This window comes from Tepidicaulis marinus, assembly GCF_000739695.1.
Classification (GTDB): domain Bacteria; phylum Pseudomonadota; class Alphaproteobacteria; order Parvibaculales; family Parvibaculaceae; genus Tepidicaulis; species Tepidicaulis marinus.
Genome location: NZ_BBIO01000001.1, coordinates 387,667 through 405,299, shown reverse-complemented (window position 1 = coordinate 405,299; position 17,633 = coordinate 387,667). Strand labels below are relative to the sequence as shown.

Sequence of the window (17,633 nt, the reverse complement as noted above, 5' to 3'; positions counted from 1 at the left end):
GTCAGGAGGCGCGGGCTAAAGCTAGTCCATTCCGCCAGCACGGCAGATGCGCGAAATGGAGAGACGCAATGAGCAACATTATCAAGACGCCAAGCACGGGTAACAAAGCCCCGAAAATCGAGCTTTACGGCTTTTCCAGCAAGGTGCCGGGCGTGCCCGACCCCAGCGCCTTTGTCGTCAAGCTGGAAACGGCTTTGCGCCTTGCCGGTATCGGCTATGAGCGGCGCGACATGCCGAACCCCGCCAAGGCGCCGAAAGGCAAGCTGCCCTTCATCGTGGCGGACGGGGAGAAGGTGGGCGATTCCACCTTGATCATGAAATGGCTGAAGGCGCGGCGGGGCGTCGATCTCGACTGGCACTTAACGCCGCTGGAGCGGGCCCGCTCCCACGCCTTGCAGCGCATGCTCGAAGAGCGGCTTTACTGGGCGATCGTTTATACGCGCTGGTGCGAGAAGGAAAACGAGTGGCTGGAAAAGGAGATTTTCTTCGGCGATGTGCCCGCCCCGATCCGCTTTTTCGTTTACCGCGCGGTGCTGAAACAGATGAAGACGGCGCTCCACCATCACGGGCTCGGCCGGCATACGCGGGAGGAAATCTATGCCTTCGGCGCAGAGGATCTTGCCGCGCTCGCCGCCGAGCTCGGCGATAAGCCTTATCTTTTCGGCGAGCGCCCCTCCCTTGCCGATGCGAGTGCCTTTGGCATTCTCGTCAATATTATAGGCATTCCGCAGATCAAAAGCCCGCTCATCGATGCGATGCGGACCCATGACAATCTCATCGCCTATACGGACCGGATGCTGGAGCTTTTCACGATCCAAGCGCCTGCATTGCAAAAGGCAGCTTAAGTCTCGCCGCTGCGCCGGGGCTGAGCCCCCTCCGGCGCGGCGGCTCATCTATTTTTCCGGCGCTAATCTTTCTTCTTCGCCTCGCGCTGGGCTTTTTCTTCTTTCTTTTTCTCGATCTTTTTTTCTTCCGAGACTTTTTCGAGATAGACGATGCGCCAGTCCGCCCCGGCGCGCAGGCGCGTTTCCTCGGAGAAGGGTTTGACGAGCCCGTCCTTGTCGATGGCAAGAAGCATATTATCGGTGCCGCCGATCTGTTCCGAAAGCGCCTCGAAACCGAATTCTTCCGTCAGGCGGGTGAGGCGCACCTTATAGCCCGCGCGCAGCAATTCTTGCGCCCGCTCCAGCGTCAGTTCCGGCTTGAAAAGGAGATGGCCGCGCAGTTCCAGCGGCAGCGGATCGGCGCCCTTCTCGAAAGTTGCCGGGTCATGGCGCACGGAAAAAACATTGGCCGAGCCGAATTCATGGCGATAGCGCATGCAGGCAAGCGCATTGAGCGCGGGCTGGCGGGAGAGCGCGAGAAGCGAGCCCACGCCCACCAGATCAAGTTCGCGGTCGGCATATTCGGAGACCGGATTACCGAAGAAAGTGGAAAGGCCCTTCATGCGCGCAGCTCGCGTCTGGCTCCAGGACGTGTCGGCGACAAGCACGCGCACGCCCCGCTCATGCAGGACTTCGGCCAGCGCCAGGGCAAAGGGATTAGCGCCGACGATCAGAACACCGCGCGCGGCGGGCTCGGCGACTTTCAGCAATTCGGCAACGGGACGCGCCGTCAGGCTTTGCAGAATGACGGTAACCATGATCATGACGAGCGTGAGCGGCACGAGGAGCTCAGCCCCTTCCACCCCTGCTTCCTGCAATCGCACGGCGAAGATCGCGGAAATCGCGGCAGCGACAATGCCGCGCGGCGCGATCCAGGATAAAAGCGCCCGCTCGCGCCAGCTCGTCTCCGTGCCGATGGTGGAGACAAGCACATTGAGCGGGCGGGCGATGAACAGAATGATCGCCATGAGAAGGGCAAGGCCGCCCGCGATTTCCATCATGCCGCCGAAATCCACCCGCGCGGCAAGCACGATGAAAAGCGCGGAGATGAGAAGGACCGAAAGACTTTCTTTAAAGTCGATCAGCTCACCCGTACGCAGGCCCGGCAGATTGCCGAGCACGATGCCCATGACCGTGACGGCGACAAGCCCGCCTTCATGACCGAGTGTATTGGCAAGCGTGAAGGCAAGCAGCACAAGGCCGAGCGTGGAAACATTGATCAGATAGTCAGGAATGGCATGACGGCGCAGCGCCCAGCCGAAGGCAAAGCCGAAGACGGCGCCCACCGTCCCGCCAATGGCAAAAACTTCGAGGAAGGCGAGGACGGCGCTTCCCTCCGTCATGGCGCCGGCGGCAACGATCGCCTCGAAAAGCACAACGGCAAGCACGGCGCCGACGGGATCGATCAGGATCGCTTCCCAGCGCAGCACCTGCGCCACCTTATCGTTCGGCCTAATGGTGCGCAAAAGCGGCATGACGACGGTGGGGCCCGAAACCGCACCGATCGCCCCGAAGAGCAGCGCGAGGGGCCAGGGAAAGGCAAAAATTTCATGCACCGCCCAGCCCAGAATGAGCACGGTGACAAGAACGCCCACCGTAACGAGGCGGATGACCGGCGTTGCCGCCCCGCGCAAATCCGCAAAGCGCAAGGTGAGCGCGCCTTCAAAGAGAATGACGGCGACGGCCATGGAAATCGTCGGAAAGAGAAGATCGCCGAAAACCGCATCGGGATTTAAAAGCCCGAGCCCCGGGCCAAGCAGGAAGCCCATGAAGAGAAGCGGCATGATGGCCGGGGTGCGCAGGCGCGCGCCCAGCCATTGCGCAAAAACGCCGCCCGCAACGATCAGCGTGATGGCAAGAGTGGGATCGGTGATGGGCGCCATAAAGGGCCTTTTCTCTTGTTAGACATTCCCCGGAAAAGGAGCGATATCAGTGGGCCTCGTCCCAATTATCCGCCGCATTCGCTTCCACATCCAGCGGCACCGAGAGGGCGATAGCAGGCTCGGCTGCTTTCGACATGACATCGCAGACAAGCTTGCAGGTCTTTTCGGTTTCTTTTTCCGGCGCCTCGAAAATCAATTCGTCATGCACCTGCAAGAGCATGCGCGCTTTCAAATCCACCCGTGAGAGCGCGCCGGCCATATGGATCATGGCGCGGCGGATGATATCGGCAGCGGAACCTTGAATGGGGGCGTTGATTGCCGCGCGTTCCATGAAGGAACGGCGGGCGCCGTTTTTGGAATTGATTTCGGGCAGATGAATTTTGCGCCCGAAAATCGTTTCCACGAAACCGTTCTTATGCGCGCTTTCCTTGGTGCTTTCCATGTAATCGCGGATGCCGGGGAACCGCTTGAAATAAAGATCGATATAATCACCCGCCTCGCTGCGCGAAATGCCGAGCTGATTGGCAAGACCGAAGGCGGAGATGCCGTAGATGATACCGAAATTAATAGCCTTGGCCCTTCGGCGCACGGAGGGCTCCATGCCTTTGATCGGCACATTGAAAATCTCGCTCGCCGTCATGGCATGAATGTCGAGCCCGTCCGCAAACGCGTCTTTCAGCTCCTTGACGCCGGCAATATGCGCGACAAGGCGCAGTTCGATTTGGCTATAATCCGCGCTGATGAGCTTCATGCCCTTTTCGGCGATGAAGGCGGTGCGGATGCGCCTCCCGTCCTCGGTGCGCACGGGAATGTTCTGCAGATTGGGCTCGCTCGAGGCAAGCCGCCCCGTGGTGGTGGAGGCCATGGAATAAGAGGTGTGAACGCGGCCCGTCTCCTTGTTGATATATTCGGGCAAGGCGTCGGTATACGTGCTTTTCAGCTTGGAAAGACCGCGCCAGTCGAGAATACGCTGCGGCAGTTCATGGCCTTGCGCGGCCAATTCTTCCAGCGCCGCGGCATCCGTGCTCCAGGCGCCGGTCTTCGTCTTGCGCCCGCCGGACAGGCCCTTCTTGTCATAAAGAATTTCACCGAGCTGCTTGGGCGAGCCGATATTGAATTCCTCGCCCGCCAGCTCGTAAATCTCTTCTTCATAAGCGCCCATTTTCTGGGAGAACTCACCCGACAGGCGCGAGAGCACCTGCCTGTCGATCTTCACCCCCTCATGCTCCATATCCACGAGGACGGGGACGAGCGGGCGCTCCAGCGTTTCATAGACGGTGATTTTCTTTTCCGCGACGAGACGCGGTTTCAGAATCATGTAAAGGCGCAGCGTCACATCCGCATCTTCGGCAGCATAGCGCGTCGCCTTCGGGATCGGCACTTGATCGAAGGTAATCTGGGATTTGCCGCTGCCCGCGATCTCTTTAAAAGGAATGGGCTCATGGCCGAGATGGAGCTTGGAAAGCTCGTCCATGCCATGGCCGTGGAGCCCGGCATCCAGCGCATAGGACATGAGCATCGTATCGTCGATGGGCGCGACATCGATGCCATGGCGTTTCAGAACCTGGAGATCATATTTCAGGTTCTGCCCGATTTTCAAAACCGCCGGGTCTTCCAGAACGGGTTTGAGGAGGCCGAGCGCCTCATCGAGACTTATTTGCTCGGGCGTGCCATTGCCATCGAAATCGAGCCCTTCGCCCGAACCATGCTGCAAGGGAATGTAACAGGCCTTGCCGGGGCGCGTTGCAATGGAGACACCGACAAGGCGCGCGGCCATGGCATCGAGCGAATCCGTTTCGGTGTCGAGCGCCATGAAGCCCTGATCTTTGGCTTCCTTGAGCCAGGCTTTCAGTGCGCCCGGCTCCGTCACCGTTTCATAAGCATCAGGATCAATGGGCGCCTCGACGCTGGGCGAGACTGCGCCCGGCGCACCGCCGCGCTCGGTGGGTCCTTTCGCCTCGACAATGACGGGGGCGTCCGCCGGATGCTCGCCTGCGGCAGGCACCTCATCCGCTTCCACGCCAAGCTCGGAGGCGACACGCTTTGTCAGCGTGGTGAATTCCATATCTTTCAAGAAGCCGATGAGTTTCACCGGATCGGGTGTCTTGATGTCCATCTCTTCAAGACCCACCGTCACCGGCACGTCCTGCTTGAGGCGTACGAGATCGCGGCTGATGCGCGCCTGGTCGGCAAACTCGATCAGGTTCTCCCGGCGCTTCTTCTGTTTGATTTCCCCGGCCCGCTCCAGAAGCGTGTCGAGATCGCCATATTCATTGATAAGGAGCGCCGCCGTCTTGATGCCGATACCGGGCACGCCCGGCACATTATCGACCGAATCGCCGGCCAGCGCCTGCACATCGACGACCTTATCCGGCCCGACGCCGAATTTTTCCTCGACCTCCGCCGGACCGATGGCTTTCAGCTTCATCGTATCGAGCATGTCGATATTGCCGTTGACGAGCTGCATCAGGTCTTTGTCGGACGAGACAATGGTGACGCGCGCGCCGTTTGCCGCCGCCTGGCAGGCATAAGTCGCAATAAGATCGTCCGCCTCGAAGCCTTCCATCTCGATGCTGGGCACATCGAAAGCGCGCACGGCATCGCGGATAAGGGCGAATTGCGGGACGAGATCCTCGGGCGCGGGCGGGCGGTGCGCTTTATAATCGGCATAAAGCTCGTTGCGGAAGCTCTTGCCGGAATGATCGAAAATCACCGCAAGATGCGTGGGCTCGAACTCGTCTTTCGTGTCCTGCAAGAGTTTGTAAAGCATGTTGCAGAAACCGCTGACGGCGCCCACCGGCAGCCCGTCGGATTTACGCGTCAAAGGTGGCAGCGCGTGGTAGGCGCGGAAAATATAGCCCGACCCGTCCACCAGAAAAATGTGATCGCCTTTACCGGGCAATTTTCCATCCGGCTTTTTTACTTCAGGCGATTTCGTTTTTGCCGTGTTCGATTCTTTTTTGGATGACATGAGTGCCGGTTTTTCCCTGCCTGCGCGCTGACGTTCCGCCGATAGGCGCGCATAATGGCACCTTCCGCAGGGCTTGGGAAAGACTGCAGTTCCTTTTTTGCCCGGCAGTTGTCAGGCGGTGCAATTGACCCCATATGGGGCCGGTGATAGAGAGCCATGTAAGATCCTGCCTCTCAAGACCATTCACCGCCGCCGGGAGGGACTGCATGGCTTCGCATGTTGCGCATGATGCCGAAATTGAAACGCCGGTGCCCGCAGAGCCGGGCGCGAGCGCTGCTCAATTCAATGCCATTGAAGCCAGGGGCCTGAGAAAGGTCTACCGCGCCTCGGGCGGGCAGCCCGCCAAGGAAGCGCTGAAAGGCATCGATCTTGCCATTCCCCGCGGCTCGATTTTCGGCCTTTTGGGGCCGAACGGGGCCGGCAAATCCACCTTCATCAATATTTTGGCCGGGCTGGTGATGAAAACCTCCGGCAATGTCTCGCTTTGGGGCTTCGATATCGACGTCAATCCGCGCCAGGCGCGCGCCGCCATTGGCGTCGTGCCGCAGGAGCTGCATATCGACCCGTTCTTTACGCCCGCCGAGGCGCTGGAGCTGCAGGCCGGGCTTTACGGCGTGCCCCGCCCGGAGCGGCGGACCATGGAAATTCTGGGCGCCATGGGCCTTGCCGACAAGGCGGATGCTTATGCGCGCACACTTTCAGGGGGCATGCGCCGCCGCCTCCTCGTTGCCAAGGCCATGGTGCACAACCCGCCCATTCTGGTGCTGGACGAGCCGACGGCAGGCGTCGATATCGAGCTGCGCAAACAGCTTTGGGATTATGTGCTGGAGCTGCACGCGAAAGGCACGACCATCGTGCTCACCACACATTATCTTGAAGAGGCCCAGTCGCTTTGCGACGAGATCGCCATCATCAATCACGGTGAAGTGGTGGCCTGCGAGCCGACGGGGCAATTGCTTTCGCGGATCGAGGAAAAACGGCTGATCATCGTGCCCGACACGCCCTTGAGCGCGCTGCCGCCGCAGCTTGCAGCCCTCAAAGCGGAACTGCGCGAGGATGGGCGCCTTGCGGTGCGTTACAATCCGGCGGAGATGAAGGCTGGCGACATTTTGGCCCAAATCGGCAATGCAGGCGTGCGCGTCGCCGATGTTTCGACGGAAGAAGCCGATCTTGAAGACGTCTTCCTGCAGCTCACCTCGTCGCGCAGGTAAATCTATTTTCTGAAAAAACCGCGCCGCCGGAAAAAGAGATAGGCCCCGCTGCCCATCAGAACGATGGGCACGAGCCCTGTCGCCAGCACGATGGCAGCCCCTGCCGGTCCCCAGAAATCACCGATATGGATGGGGTATTTCAGGTCCGAAAGCCACATACCCGTGCCCTTGCCTTCCCAGGCATAGGAGGAGACGAGCTTGCCGGTTTGCGGGTGAAAAGCGCCGTAAGTCGTGCCATTGGGATGGGGGTCTTCTTCATGGCGGTAGCGCACCACGACGGGCGATTTTTCATCCGCGGGCAGCCTGATCCAGGTAGGCACGGCCTCGGGCATTTCACGCGCGGCGATGTCTTTTATCTCTTCCAGGCTGAGAGAAGGCGCGCCTTCCACCCGCTCGATGGCAGGCGGCTGGGAGGGCGGCGTACCGCCCAGCGTCAAAAGCAGCGCGTAAGCGGTGACTCGGTAAAAGACCAGCATCACACCCGTCAGGGCACTGATGAATAAAAGTGCCCAGCCCACCGTGCCGGTAAACCGGTGAAGATCGAAAGCGGAAGCGGCAAGCGGCACGCCGCGCAGGCGCGGCTTGAAGAGGCGGGCAAAACGCCCCTTGCGCCAGGCCAGCACGGCGCCGCTGATGAGCAGGAAAAGCACGAGGATGCCGACAATGCCGTTCGCCGTATGTCCACTCTCGCCCATCAGGAGATGGATATGGAGGTCTTTGAGAAAACCGACGAGCCCGTCTTTCTCCCCGCGCATCCCGAGCAGTTTGCCGGCGCCCGCATCGACATAGGCAATAAGGTGCGGCTCATCGGAAGACCAGAACTCGACCGGATGTTCAGGCGTTCTCGGCAACCGGATAAAGGCGAGCTGGAAATCCGGCAGGCTTTCCCTCAGCACCGCAAGGCCTGCATCGAGATCGCTTGGCGCGCCTTCTTCCACCGCGAAAAGATGCGGATTGAGCGCGCCGTCTATCTCATCGTCGAAAACCAGAATGCTGCCGCTCAGCGCCAGCACGAAAAGAACGAGACCCGCCGTGATGCCGGTCCAATGATGCAGTTTTGCCAGAAACGCGCGCACGGCTATTCTCCGAAAGACAGAAGGGAGCCGGCACTTCTTTGAAAGAAGGCCGGCTCCCGGTCAGGCCTGTTCCTGCGAGGAACTTACCATTCGATCGAGTAGGTCAGGCTCGCCATGCGCCCAGGACCTTTATTGTAGGCATAAGCGACATTGAAGGCCGCATTGACCACGGGGAAATAATCCTCATTGAAGAGATTATCCACGCCAAGCTCGAGGCGGCCGGGGCCGACATCGAAAGAGCTGTAGAGATCGACCAGCGTGTAGACATCGCTGTCGCCCCGATAGGCGCCTGTGGTGAAGGGCTCGCGGTGTCCTGAATGCAGGGCCTGAAGGCGGGCGTTCCACCACTCGGTTACCTCGTAATCCACATAGGCCGTCAATTTCAGCGGCGGAATGCGGGTATTGTCGAGATCTTCTTCGTAAGAGCCGTTGCTGTCGAGATCGACATGACCGTCCATCCAGGTGGCGGTGCCGCCGAGCTTCCAGCGCGGGGCGGGCGTCACATTGAGCGCGGCCTCGATGCCCCAGATTTCCTCAGGCGCTTTGACGAGGTTCAAATTGGTCGTGGAATAGGTCGTACCTTTTTCCGATTCGGAGAAGAAGACGGCGACCGACCCGTCCGCCCAGTCATTGGCGGTGCGCAGGCCAAGCTCGTAATTGTCGACAAGCTGAGCTTCGGAGGCAACCTCGCTGGCATTGTTGATGGTCGTGCTGTCGCGAATGACGCGGCCGAGATCGGCAACGGAGAAGCCCTGCGAGAAGCCGCCATAAAGTTCCGAGCGCTCGGAGAGATAGACGACACCATTGAGATTGAAGAGCGCTTCCTGCAGCGAGATTTCCCCGCCCTGCACGAAACGGCCCGGCCGGTTCGTCACGCTGTCGATATCGACGGTGATGTCTTCATAACGCACACCGCCGCGCACAAGGCCCCACTCGCCCACCGGAATTTCAAGCTCGGCGAAACCGGCAATGGCGTTCTGCTCCATGACGGGCACGATGGTCGGCCCGTCGATGCCCGCCTGCACGGTTTCATCGCGCAGATAGTCGGCGCCCCACAGCAGCTTCATATCGGTGCCGGCAACTTCGAACGGCGTTTGCATGGTTAGCCGCCCGCCCCATTTTTCCGACTGGACTTCGGTTTGCGCAAAGCCGGGGAACTTGCCGAAGCGGGAGGTGATGTCACCGTAATAGACCTGCGCGGCAAGCTCGGAGCCGAGCACGGCACTATGGGTATATTCGCCGTTGATCATCAGGTTTTCGGTGCCCGGCTCTTCCACATTCGGGCTGCCCTTGACGGCGGGCGTCTTGATGCCGGCAGCCGGGTTGCCGAGGCCGAACGTATATTCGGTGTCCTGCAGGAACTCGAAATAGTTCGCCGAAAGCTCGAAGCGCTGATTGGCGTCGGGCTCGAAGTCGAGCTTACCGAGAAAGTTCCATTCGTCGGTATCGGCAAAGCCGCCTTGTACACCGAGCGAATCCGGGGGAATGCGGTCGCCGTCCCCATCGAAGATGCTGTTGCGGCTGACGAAAGTGCCTGCGGCCAGGAAGTCGATCTCGCCTTCGCGGCCCGAGAGCGAATGCGTCGTCTGATATTGCATGGAATCGCTCGGATGGTCGGTCGAAAAGCGGATGCCGACTTCCGACTTGGCTTTCAGCGCGCCGTCTTCGGGCCGCTTCGTGATGATATTCACAAGACCGCCCGTCGCGCCGAAACCGTAAGCGGCGGTGCCGCCGCGCACGATTTCAATGCGCTCGATGGCATCCGGGTCGATCGTGTTGAGGTCCCGGCTGGCGCCGCGCAGCGGCGTCGATTGCGGCACCCCGTCGATCAGCGTCAGGAAATCGCGCCCGCGCAGGGTCTGGCCGAAATTGGACAGCGCCTCCGAAGAGGTCGCAAAACCGGGCGTCGTATTGGAGAGAATATCGCCGAGATTGCGGTTGATCTTGGCTTCCCGCTCGACCGTTTCCTCATCCACCACCGTGACGGAGCGGGTGAGCTCGGAAACCGGCGTTGCCGCGCGGGTGGCGGTGACGACGATCTCGCCCGCATTTTCTTGCTCCGCAAATGCCGGCAGCGCGGCGAGCGTCAAAGCGAGCGCGGCGGGCGCCGCCCAAAGGCCGGCGCGGGTGGCGACGAGAGCCGCCTTGGACTTGTTCATGTGCTTGACCATTTGCATCCCCTCAAATTGGCCCGTTAAAGTTGCCGGACCTTATTGAAAATGAGAATGCCTATCAATATGAATCTGGAGAAAATTTTCGGGGCGGAAAAGACGCAGCGGTGCAGGGAACTTAAGCCAGGCTTACATGCGGGCGAGCGCGCAAATCGCCCCGGCCAGCGCCTTGGCATTGAGCCCGCCGCCTTCAGCCAGGGGATGGCGCAAATGGAGGGCGCCTTCGATCAGCGAGACGACGAGGGCGGCCCGCTCCGCGCGTTTTTTCGGCGGCAGATCGGCGTTGAGCCGGGCGAGCAGGTCCGCCGCCCCTTTGCGGTACTCGGCGTAATATCGCTCCAGCGAGCGGGCGATGCGCGCATCCTCGCGGGCCAGGGCCGCCATTTCCGACATGAAGAGATCGCAGCTATCAAGATAAGCCTCATCTTCCAGAAGCCGGGCGAGCGCCTTTTGCAGTTTCTGCTCCGGCGGGCCGGAGGCTTCCTCGAAATGCTGCAGAAAGACGCCGGAATCATGCTCGATAAAACGCTCGAAAAGCCGCGCCAGAAGGTCCGAGGCATGAGGAAAATAGTGCTGCAAATGACTGAGGCGCATGTCGAGGCGGGCAGCAAGCCCGCGCAATGAGAACGCCGCCAGCCGGTCTTCCTTCAATAGAAGATGCGCGGCATCGAGAATGCGCGCTTCGGTTTCCGCCCGCTTTTGCTGGCGCGTGGCCCCTTGCTTCGCGCGCAAAGCGGGGCTTTCCCGGTCCTTTTCGGCAAGCGCCGCGCCACTTTTGGCTGCGCTTTTTCGTTCCGCCATCTCTGCCTCGTTCGCCCCGCGCGCGGCCTTGCGGGCGCACGCACGGGCTGCACTTGTAATTTATTGGTCAATGACCAATATTATGCCAAGACTGGTCACTGACCACCTTACAGCATTTTTTCCGAGGGAGGAGCCTCATGCCGGAAAATCTTTCACCATCTGTCCTGATTGCCGGCGGCTACGGCGTGGTGGGCAGCGACATCGCGCGGCTGATCCGCGCCTATCACCCGGGCATCCGCATCCTGCTCGGCGGGCGGCATCCTGAAAAAGGCCGTGCCCTCGCCGAAGAGCTTGGCAATGCGGCACCCGTGGCGCTCGATCTTTCGGGCAAGCAGCCGCTTCTTGCGGGGCAGGAGGTGCCCAGCGCCGTCATCGCCGCCGTTCACGACAGCTCCAACCGGCTGCTCGATTATGCGATTTCAAATGGCGCGGGCCTTATCGAAATCGCAAGGGCGGGGGACGAGCTCATACGGGCCATGATCTTCACCGCGCAGCGCGCGCCCAAAAAACCCGTGCTCTTTTCCAGCAACTGGATGGCGGGCATTCCGGCCATGCTGGCGCGGGAGACGGCGGCGGATATGAGCGCGGTTACCCGCCTCGACATGTCGATCCTCTTTTACGGCAAGGACCGGGGCGGGCCGGATTCGGCCACCGCCGTTGATGGCATCGACGCGCCCTTCATTCAGCGTCTCGGGAATGCCTGGCAGGAAGTGCTGCCCATGACCGATCCTTACAAGCTGCGCTTTCCAAGCGGCAAGAAAGCCAAGGCCTACCGGGTCAACATGCCCGATGTACTGACGCTGCCGCTGGCAAGCGGGGCGGCCTCCGCCACCGTGCGCCTTGCCGTCGACAGCCCGGTCAACAATTTCCTGTCGATGTTTTTGCTGCGCTCGCGCATCTGGAAGCTGATCCCGCGCGAAACGCGGCGCAGCCTCGTGCACAATCCCGGCCCCGGCGCGCGCCATGAAGTGGTGATCGAGGCGGAAGGGAGCGGCAAGGACGGTAAGCCCGTCAAACGGCGCCTCGGCCTGCTCGACCCGCAAGGCCAGGTGCATCTGACCGCGCTCGGGGTTTTGCTGCAGCTTGAACGGGTGCTCGGCCTTGGCGGCAAAGAAGCGCTGCCGGCGGGCATCTGCTTTCCCGAGACCGCGCCCGATTTCGAGCGGCTGCATGAAATGCTCGCCAAGGAGGGCGTCGAGATCAAACGGGAAGGATTTTAAGCGGCCTCAGTCGGCAATTTAGTCGGCGGCGGGGCGGCAAAGCTCGGGGAAAGAGGAAATAGCGGCGGCGCGCAATTGCACGATCTCACCGAGGATCATATGCACTTGCCCGTCCGGCCGGCTGAGCGGCAGGGCAAGCGCTTCGATCATGATCTTGTTGCCGGGCTCGGAGGGAAATTCCAGCCGCCCGAAAAAGCGCATGGGGCGGCGGTGCTCCACGACAAGGCCGAGCGCGGCGCGGGCGAGCCAGGCGCGTTTGGGCGGCAGAATCTCTTCAAGCTTGCGGCCCATATAATTGCCGCCGAAGAGATCATCGAGCGCAGTGCCGGAAAGGCGCACGGCAAAGTCCGGCGTCTTTTCCGTCGTCTCTTCCACATCGAGCATGATCAGCGAGGGCAGATGGGAAATGAGCTCGCCCGGGCGGATGTCGCCTCTTGTGGGCAGGGCCGCGGTGCCCTGGCGCTTGGCGCGCCAATAGGACATGAGCGCGCCAAGGCGCGTATCGACCGGCTTGGCTACCGGATCGACATACAATTCGAGCGGTTTGAGCTGCAACGCCTGAACCATCAGAACTCCCTCGGGAGATAGGTATAACGCCCCAGCGCCCTCCCGTTAATCCCCCTTGGCAAGGAATTGATCGAAGGGCTCTTTTCTGCGGGTTTTAAGGGGGGTCCGGAACCTGGCGGGCGGGAGGTGATTCGCCCCGAAACCGCACCCCGCCGGCAAATCATCGCCGATTGCCAGCCCCGCGCCCTTCGGTTATGGTGCGCCGCGTCCACAAGGTGCCCTGCGCCTGCCGGACCCCTTCCCGCCCTGGCGGGACGCGGCACCCGTAGCTCAGCTGGATAGAGCGCTGCCCTCCGAAGGCAGAGGTCATAGGTTCGAATCCTATCGGGTGCGCCATTTCCCAAATAGCCATCGACCACAGCCGCAATAAGCGCCCGCGTCAGACCGCCCGCATGACCGCGAGGCGGGTGCCGGCGATATGGCCGATAGGATGGGTTGCGGCAAGCTCTCCCAGATATTTCCAGACGCCGGGACAGGCGGGCGAGAAATCGTGCCAGACGATGACGCCGCCCGGCCGGATCATGCGCAGCGCTTTTTCCGTATCGCTTTTCACATAGCTATAGGCATGGGCGCCGTCGACGAAGATGAGATCGCACTGACCAAGCCACGGCGTTTCGTCGAAGGCTTTGCTGTCGCCGAAAATCTGCGTGACCTTCGCGGCGACGGGCGTGCCGGTATAAAGAAAGTCGGTATATTGGGATTCCGCGATGGCTTCCTTCGTCCAGCCTTCCGGGTCCTCGGCGCCTGCCTTGTAGGTTTCCACATCATCGGGGCCGAGCGTGATCGTGCCGATGCGCGCGTCTTCCGGCGCGTTGCGCGCGAAAATGTAAGTGGTGCGCCCGGTGCAAGTGCCGAATTCGAAAATGCAGGAAGCTTTCTTGGCAAGCGCGCCCAGTATCCACGCCTCTGTGGTTGACGTGGAGGCATAAGAGCCGACATCGCCGACCAGCAGCACTTCCGATTCCAGCGAAGGGCCGTGCCCGGTGACGGTGAAAATAGGATCGAGCTTTTCCAGCGCGAGGGGTTTGACGGGATGGCTGTCGAAAAAGGGCCGGCCCTTGCGCCGCCGCCGCTCCCGCAGCCCATAACGCAGCGCGAACATAGCGGCTGCGGCCAGCGCCAGAGACATTGCGCCCAGAAAATAGACCATTCATCCCCCTCATACCGGCCTTAAAGGCCAGGGGAAGTATAGCAAGGCGGCAAAGCGCGCCGCCAGAAAGATTCCACGGGAAGAGCAGAAAGAGGCGCACCGGGCCTCATCCGACGCGGTTGATCGAACCGCCCTTTGCCTCTTTCCCGCCCGCGCCCGGCGCCAGGACGCGGGAGGCGGGGAAGGCAAGGGTCACGCAGGTGCCGCTGCCTGGAATGCTGTCGATACGCACCTGCCCGCCATGCAGCTCCATGAAGGAGCGCACGAGCGTCAGCCCGAGCCCCGTTCCTTCATGGGTGCGGGCAAGCGTGGCATTGGCCTGAAAAAACGGCTCGCAAAGACGCCCGACAATTTCGGGCGGCACGCCCATGCCATTATCGGCAACCGACACGTCCAGCCCGCCATCCGGGGCCGGGGCCGTGCGCAGCAAAACCCGCCCTGCTTCTCCTTTTTTCCCGCCGAATTTGACGGCATTGGAAAGAAGGTTGTTCAGCATTTGCTTGACGAGGCGGGCATCGGCATAAAGACAGGCAGGGCCTGCTTGTTCGATCTCGATGGAGACGCCTTGCGCCTGCGGCCAGGAGCGGGCGATGCGCACGCACGCATCGATGGCGCCCGGCAGATCCATTTCATCTTCACAAAGGCTCACATTGCCCGAATCGATGCGGGAAATATCGAGAATATCGTTCACCACCGCCAGAAGGTGCCCGCCGCTCGCGGCCACATCGAGCGCATATTGCTTGTAGCGCTCATCGCCGAGCGCGCCGAAGGTTTCACGGGCGATGAGTTCGGAAAAACCGATAATGGCGTTCAGCGGCGTTCTGAGCTCATGGCTCATATTGGCAATGAACTCGCTCTTGGCGCGGCTCGCCTCGCGTTCCTGGCGGTGCGCCGTTTCGATCGCCTGGGCGGCGCGGTGCCGCGCAGTCACATCATGGAACGTATAAGTCGCAATTTTGCGGTTAAGGATATGCCGGTCGCGCGGGTCGCCCGGCACGAAGGAATGGGTGATCGAATATTCAAGGCAGATCGGATCACCTTCCTGGCCGCCGCGCTGTTCGGGATGCTCCAGCACGAATTCGCGCGGAAAGGCCCCGGAATGATCCATCGAAGCCATCAGGCAGGGCGGCAGAAGATCGCCAAGACGGGCGCCCGCCGCTTCGTGCCGGTTGAAGCCGAAGATACGCGCAGCAAGCGGGTTGGCTTCTTCCACCACCCCGTCCGCGCCCGCAATGATGATGGCGTCCGAACTGTCCTCGACCACGCTGGTCATGAGCAGACGGCGGTATTCGTTTTCCTGTTTCTGGCGCTGAATAAGCCGGCGCTGCTTGCGCAGCTCCGACAGAACGGCATTACCTGCCAGAAACACCACCGCAAAAGACCAGGCGATGCTATCCAGACCGACGGCCGCATTCTTAAAGAGCACAAAGGCACCAGCCTGTAGTCCGATGATCAACACCAACCCGCCGCCCAGCACGACGGCCCAGCCTGCCCGTTTCGTAAGGAAACAGCCGAGCAGGCAGATCAGCGCCAGACCAGCTAATGTGACGGCCGTGCCCGTGCGCCGGATGACGAGATCCTGGGCAATCGTTTCATAGGCCATGGCCTGAATGACCGGGCCCGGCATGACGCCGTAATTGGGAACGGTGAGCTGATCACCGAGCTCGATGGCGGTTGCCCCGACAATGACTTTCTTACCGGACAGTGCGGCAGAATCGAATGCCCCCTCCAACACGTCTATGTAAGAAAGGCGCGGAATGTCTCCGGCGCGAATGCTGTAATTGACGTAGAAGAAGAGATCCTTGCGGTTGGCCTGTCCGGCCAGGAGCGCGGGCAAGGACATGTAGAATTTCTCATCCAGCCAGACACCGTAAGACGCGCGGCGGATGCGCCCATCGACCTCCGGCTTCACATTGACATTGGCAAGCCAGGCATGTTCGGCAAACATCGGCAAAGGGCGCGTGACGACGATCTCGCTCGCCGCATCGCCCGCGCTTTCTTTCTGGAAGAAAAGCGGCAGCACGATCGCGCCCGGCGCGCGGGCGAAGGCCTCGGCCAGAATCCGGTTTTCCGGCGCCGCGCGCATCCCGCTCAAATCGATATCGAAGGCGATCTGGTCTGCCCCTGCGCCGCGCAGGTTTTCGACAAGCCGGGCATGAAGATCGCGCGGGAGCGGCCACTTCTCGATCGCCTTGAGCGTTTTTGCATCGATCTGCACGACGGCGATCCCGCCGCTTGCCGGATGCTCGACCTTGCTCATCCTCTGATCGAGCAACCACAGCTCGAATTCTTCCCAGCCGCCGCCAAAATCAATAGCGGCAACAAGCAGAAAAATGCAGACGGATATTAGCGCTTGCCTCACATCATTCCCCAAAAACACGCCGGGCCATTCTTACCGCAGAGGCGCTCGGTAAGAATGGCCCAACAGGCGTTAATTTTTGCTGTCGGCTCAGCTATTTCCCCGGCCGTTACCATTGCCATTTCCCTGGCCATTGCCGTTACCGCCGCCATTGCCGGGGTTGGGGCCGCCGAGGCCCGGAGGCAAATTCCCGCCGAGGCCGGGGGGCAACGGATTGCCGACACCCGAAACCGCTCCGGCTACGGAGGAAGCAGCACCCGCCGCGCCATTGGCAGCGCCTGCGGCCGCATTGGCAAGGCCTGGAGCAGCACCCGACAAACCGGGCGCGGAACCGGAGAGTCCAGGAGCGGAGCCCGAAAGGCCGGGGACTGCACCTGAAAGACCAGGGGCGGACCCCGAGAGACCCGGAGCGGAGCCGGAAAGACCGGGAGCGGCGTCCGAAAGCCCGGCAACGGCGAGGCCTGGCGCATTGCCGGAAGCGCCGAGCGCAAGACCGGTGCCGGAAGAGGCATCCTCATCGAGCCCTTGCGCACCAGATTGACGCGCCGCAGCGGCCACGCTCTGGCCGATGCCGCGCGCAAGACCGTTCGTTGCCTTGCCGATATCGAGAGCGGCGCTCATGCTGCTTTCGATACGCACGGGGGCAGCAGCCGATTTCGGCGTTTCAGTGGCCGGAACCGGCTTCACATTCGTGCCTTTTTCAACGCGCGATTTATCCGCGCCGCGCTCAACCGGCGCCGCGCCCGGACCCGACACGGCAAGGCCGCCAGCCGCGCCCGCGAAAGACTGCGCCGTCTGGCCGGGGCGGATCAGCCCCACATCGCCGGTGCCCAGATCGATCACCTCGACTGCGCCTTCAACGACATGCACCGCCGAGCCCTTGCCGTCCACGGTCACGGTGAATTTCGTGCCCTTCACGACAGCGGCAAGGTAAGGCGTTTCCACCTCGAAATGCTGGCGGTCTTTTTTTTCGACGCTCAGGAGGATCGTCCCCATGCGCTGAAGAATGGTCGTCATCATGCCGCGATTGCTCTCAGGCGCGAGCGAGAGAGACGTATTCGGCGAAACGACGATCGACTCGTCCCCGCGCGAAAGAATGAGACGGCCATCGGCTCCCGTCTCGATGACGGACCCCTCAGACAAAGCGCGCCCGGCACCAAGAGAGACCGGCTGCGCGTCTTCGGAAAGCACGCGCACATCGCCGCTCATTTTTTCGATCTGCCAGCTGGTTCCTTCCGCAGATGCGGAAAGCGGCAACAGCGCGGCGAAAAGAGCAAGGGCAAGAAAACGTCCGAGAGAATACAGGCGGGTCATGGTGAACCTCTTCCATAAGTTGCAGC

The 17,633-nt window shown here is 61.3% G+C and carries 12 protein-coding genes and 1 tRNA gene; 4 read left to right on the top strand and 9 right to left on the bottom strand.

Features of this window, described 5'->3' with window-relative positions:
• Positions 1-68: 68 nt before the first annotated feature.
• Positions 69-845 carry a glutathione S-transferase family protein gene (locus M2A_RS02020; protein WP_045442150.1) on the top strand — a complete coding sequence of 259 codons (777 nt, stop codon included), beginning with the start codon at positions 69-71 and terminating at the stop codon, positions 843-845.
• Positions 846-907: 62 nt separating this feature from the next.
• On the opposite strand, the gene M2A_RS02015 is transcribed toward M2A_RS02020, so the two are convergent.
• Entirely contained in the window at positions 908-2,767 is a 1,860-nt protein-coding gene (locus M2A_RS02015; protein ID WP_045442148.1) for a cation:proton antiporter, read from the bottom strand.
• 46 nt (positions 2,768-2,813) lie between these two features.
• Complete coding sequence (polA, locus tag M2A_RS02010; protein ID WP_081875311.1) at positions 2,814-5,738, bottom strand: DNA polymerase I; 2,925 nt, start codon at positions 5,736-5,738, stop codon at positions 2,814-2,816.
• A gap of 206 nt (positions 5,739-5,944) precedes the next feature.
• On the opposite strand from polA, the gene M2A_RS02005 reads away from it, so the two are divergent.
• A complete protein-coding gene (locus tag M2A_RS02005; protein ID WP_081875310.1) occupies positions 5,945-6,949 on the top strand; it encodes an ABC transporter ATP-binding protein in 1,005 nt (334 codons plus the stop codon).
• Positions 6,950-6,951: 2 nt separating this feature from the next.
• Here M2A_RS02005 and M2A_RS02000 read toward each other — a convergent pair whose 3' ends face one another.
• The 3 genes from M2A_RS02000 to M2A_RS01990 all read right to left on the bottom strand — a co-directional run bounded on the left by M2A_RS02000 (position 6,952) and on the right by M2A_RS01990 (position 10,997).
• Positions 6,952-8,025, bottom strand: a complete 1,074-nt coding sequence (locus tag M2A_RS02000) for a PepSY-associated TM helix domain-containing protein (RefSeq protein WP_045442145.1) — start codon at positions 8,023-8,025, stop codon at positions 6,952-6,954.
• An 83-nt stretch (positions 8,026-8,108) separates the two neighbouring features.
• A complete protein-coding gene (locus M2A_RS01995) occupies positions 8,109-10,196 on the bottom strand; it encodes a TonB-dependent receptor (RefSeq protein WP_052379129.1) in 2,088 nt (695 codons plus the stop codon).
• Positions 10,197-10,325: 129 nt separating this feature from the next.
• Positions 10,326-10,997: a TetR/AcrR family transcriptional regulator gene (locus tag M2A_RS01990; protein ID WP_045442142.1), complete on the bottom strand. Its 672-nt coding sequence runs from the start codon at positions 10,995-10,997 to the stop codon at positions 10,326-10,328.
• Between the two features lie 137 nt (positions 10,998-11,134).
• On the opposite strand from M2A_RS01990, the gene M2A_RS01985 reads away from it, so the two are divergent.
• Positions 11,135-12,217, top strand: coding sequence for a saccharopine dehydrogenase family protein (locus tag M2A_RS01985; RefSeq protein WP_045442139.1), 1,083 nt, complete (start codon positions 11,135-11,137; stop codon positions 12,215-12,217).
• Positions 12,218-12,235: 18 nt separating this feature from the next.
• Here the strand turns inward: M2A_RS01985 and M2A_RS01980 are convergent, their stop codons facing one another.
• Positions 12,236-12,784 carry a PAS domain-containing protein gene (locus M2A_RS01980; protein ID WP_045442136.1) on the bottom strand — a complete coding sequence of 183 codons (549 nt, stop codon included), beginning with the start codon at positions 12,782-12,784 and terminating at the stop codon, positions 12,236-12,238.
• A gap of 259 nt (positions 12,785-13,043) precedes the next feature.
• Here M2A_RS01980 and M2A_RS01975 point away from each other — a divergent pair.
• A tRNA-Arg gene (locus tag M2A_RS01975) sits at positions 13,044-13,120 on the top strand.
• Between the two features lie 43 nt (positions 13,121-13,163).
• On the opposite strand, the gene M2A_RS01970 is transcribed toward M2A_RS01975, so the two are convergent.
• From M2A_RS01970 to M2A_RS17065, 3 genes are all read right to left on the bottom strand, one after another.
• Complete coding sequence (locus M2A_RS01970; protein ID WP_052379128.1) at positions 13,164-13,934, bottom strand: O-methyltransferase; 771 nt, start codon at positions 13,932-13,934, stop codon at positions 13,164-13,166.
• Positions 13,935-14,040: 106 nt separating this feature from the next.
• Positions 14,041-16,296 carry a CHASE2 domain-containing protein gene (locus M2A_RS17070; RefSeq protein ID WP_197052810.1) on the bottom strand — a complete coding sequence of 752 codons (2,256 nt, stop codon included), beginning with the start codon at positions 16,294-16,296 and terminating at the stop codon, positions 14,041-14,043.
• An 87-nt stretch (positions 16,297-16,383) separates the two neighbouring features.
• Positions 16,384-17,607: a FecR domain-containing protein gene (locus M2A_RS17065; protein ID WP_052379126.1), complete on the bottom strand. Its 1,224-nt coding sequence runs from the start codon at positions 17,605-17,607 to the stop codon at positions 16,384-16,386.
• Between the last annotated feature and the right edge of the window lie 26 nt (positions 17,608-17,633).

Bases quoted from the DNA above. Each gene is read 5' to 3' on its own strand.
- M2A_RS02020 (WP_045442150.1), top strand. From the start codon at position 69: ATGAGCAACATTATCAAGACGCCAAGCACGGGTAACAAAGCCCCGAAA.
- M2A_RS02015 (WP_045442148.1), bottom strand. From the start codon at position 2,767: ATGGCGCCCATCACCGATCCCACTCTTGCCATCACGCTGATCGTTGCG.
- polA (WP_081875311.1), bottom strand. From the start codon at position 5,738: ATGTCATCCAAAAAAGAATCGAACACGGCAAAAACGAAATCGCCTGAA.
- M2A_RS02005 (WP_081875310.1), top strand. From the start codon at position 5,945: ATGGCTTCGCATGTTGCGCATGATGCCGAAATTGAAACGCCGGTGCCC.
- M2A_RS01995 (WP_052379129.1), bottom strand. From the start codon at position 10,196: ATGGTCAAGCACATGAACAAGTCCAAGGCGGCTCTCGTCGCCACCCGC.
- M2A_RS01990 (WP_045442142.1), bottom strand. From the start codon at position 10,997: ATGGCGGAACGAAAAAGCGCAGCCAAAAGTGGCGCGGCGCTTGCCGAA.
- M2A_RS01985 (WP_045442139.1), top strand. From the start codon at position 11,135: ATGCCGGAAAATCTTTCACCATCTGTCCTGATTGCCGGCGGCTACGGC.
- M2A_RS01980 (WP_045442136.1), bottom strand. From the start codon at position 12,784: ATGGTTCAGGCGTTGCAGCTCAAACCGCTCGAATTGTATGTCGATCCG.
- M2A_RS01970 (WP_052379128.1), bottom strand. From the start codon at position 13,934: ATGGTCTATTTTCTGGGCGCAATGTCTCTGGCGCTGGCCGCAGCCGCT.
- M2A_RS17065 (WP_052379126.1), bottom strand. From the start codon at position 17,607: ATGACCCGCCTGTATTCTCTCGGACGTTTTCTTGCCCTTGCTCTTTTC.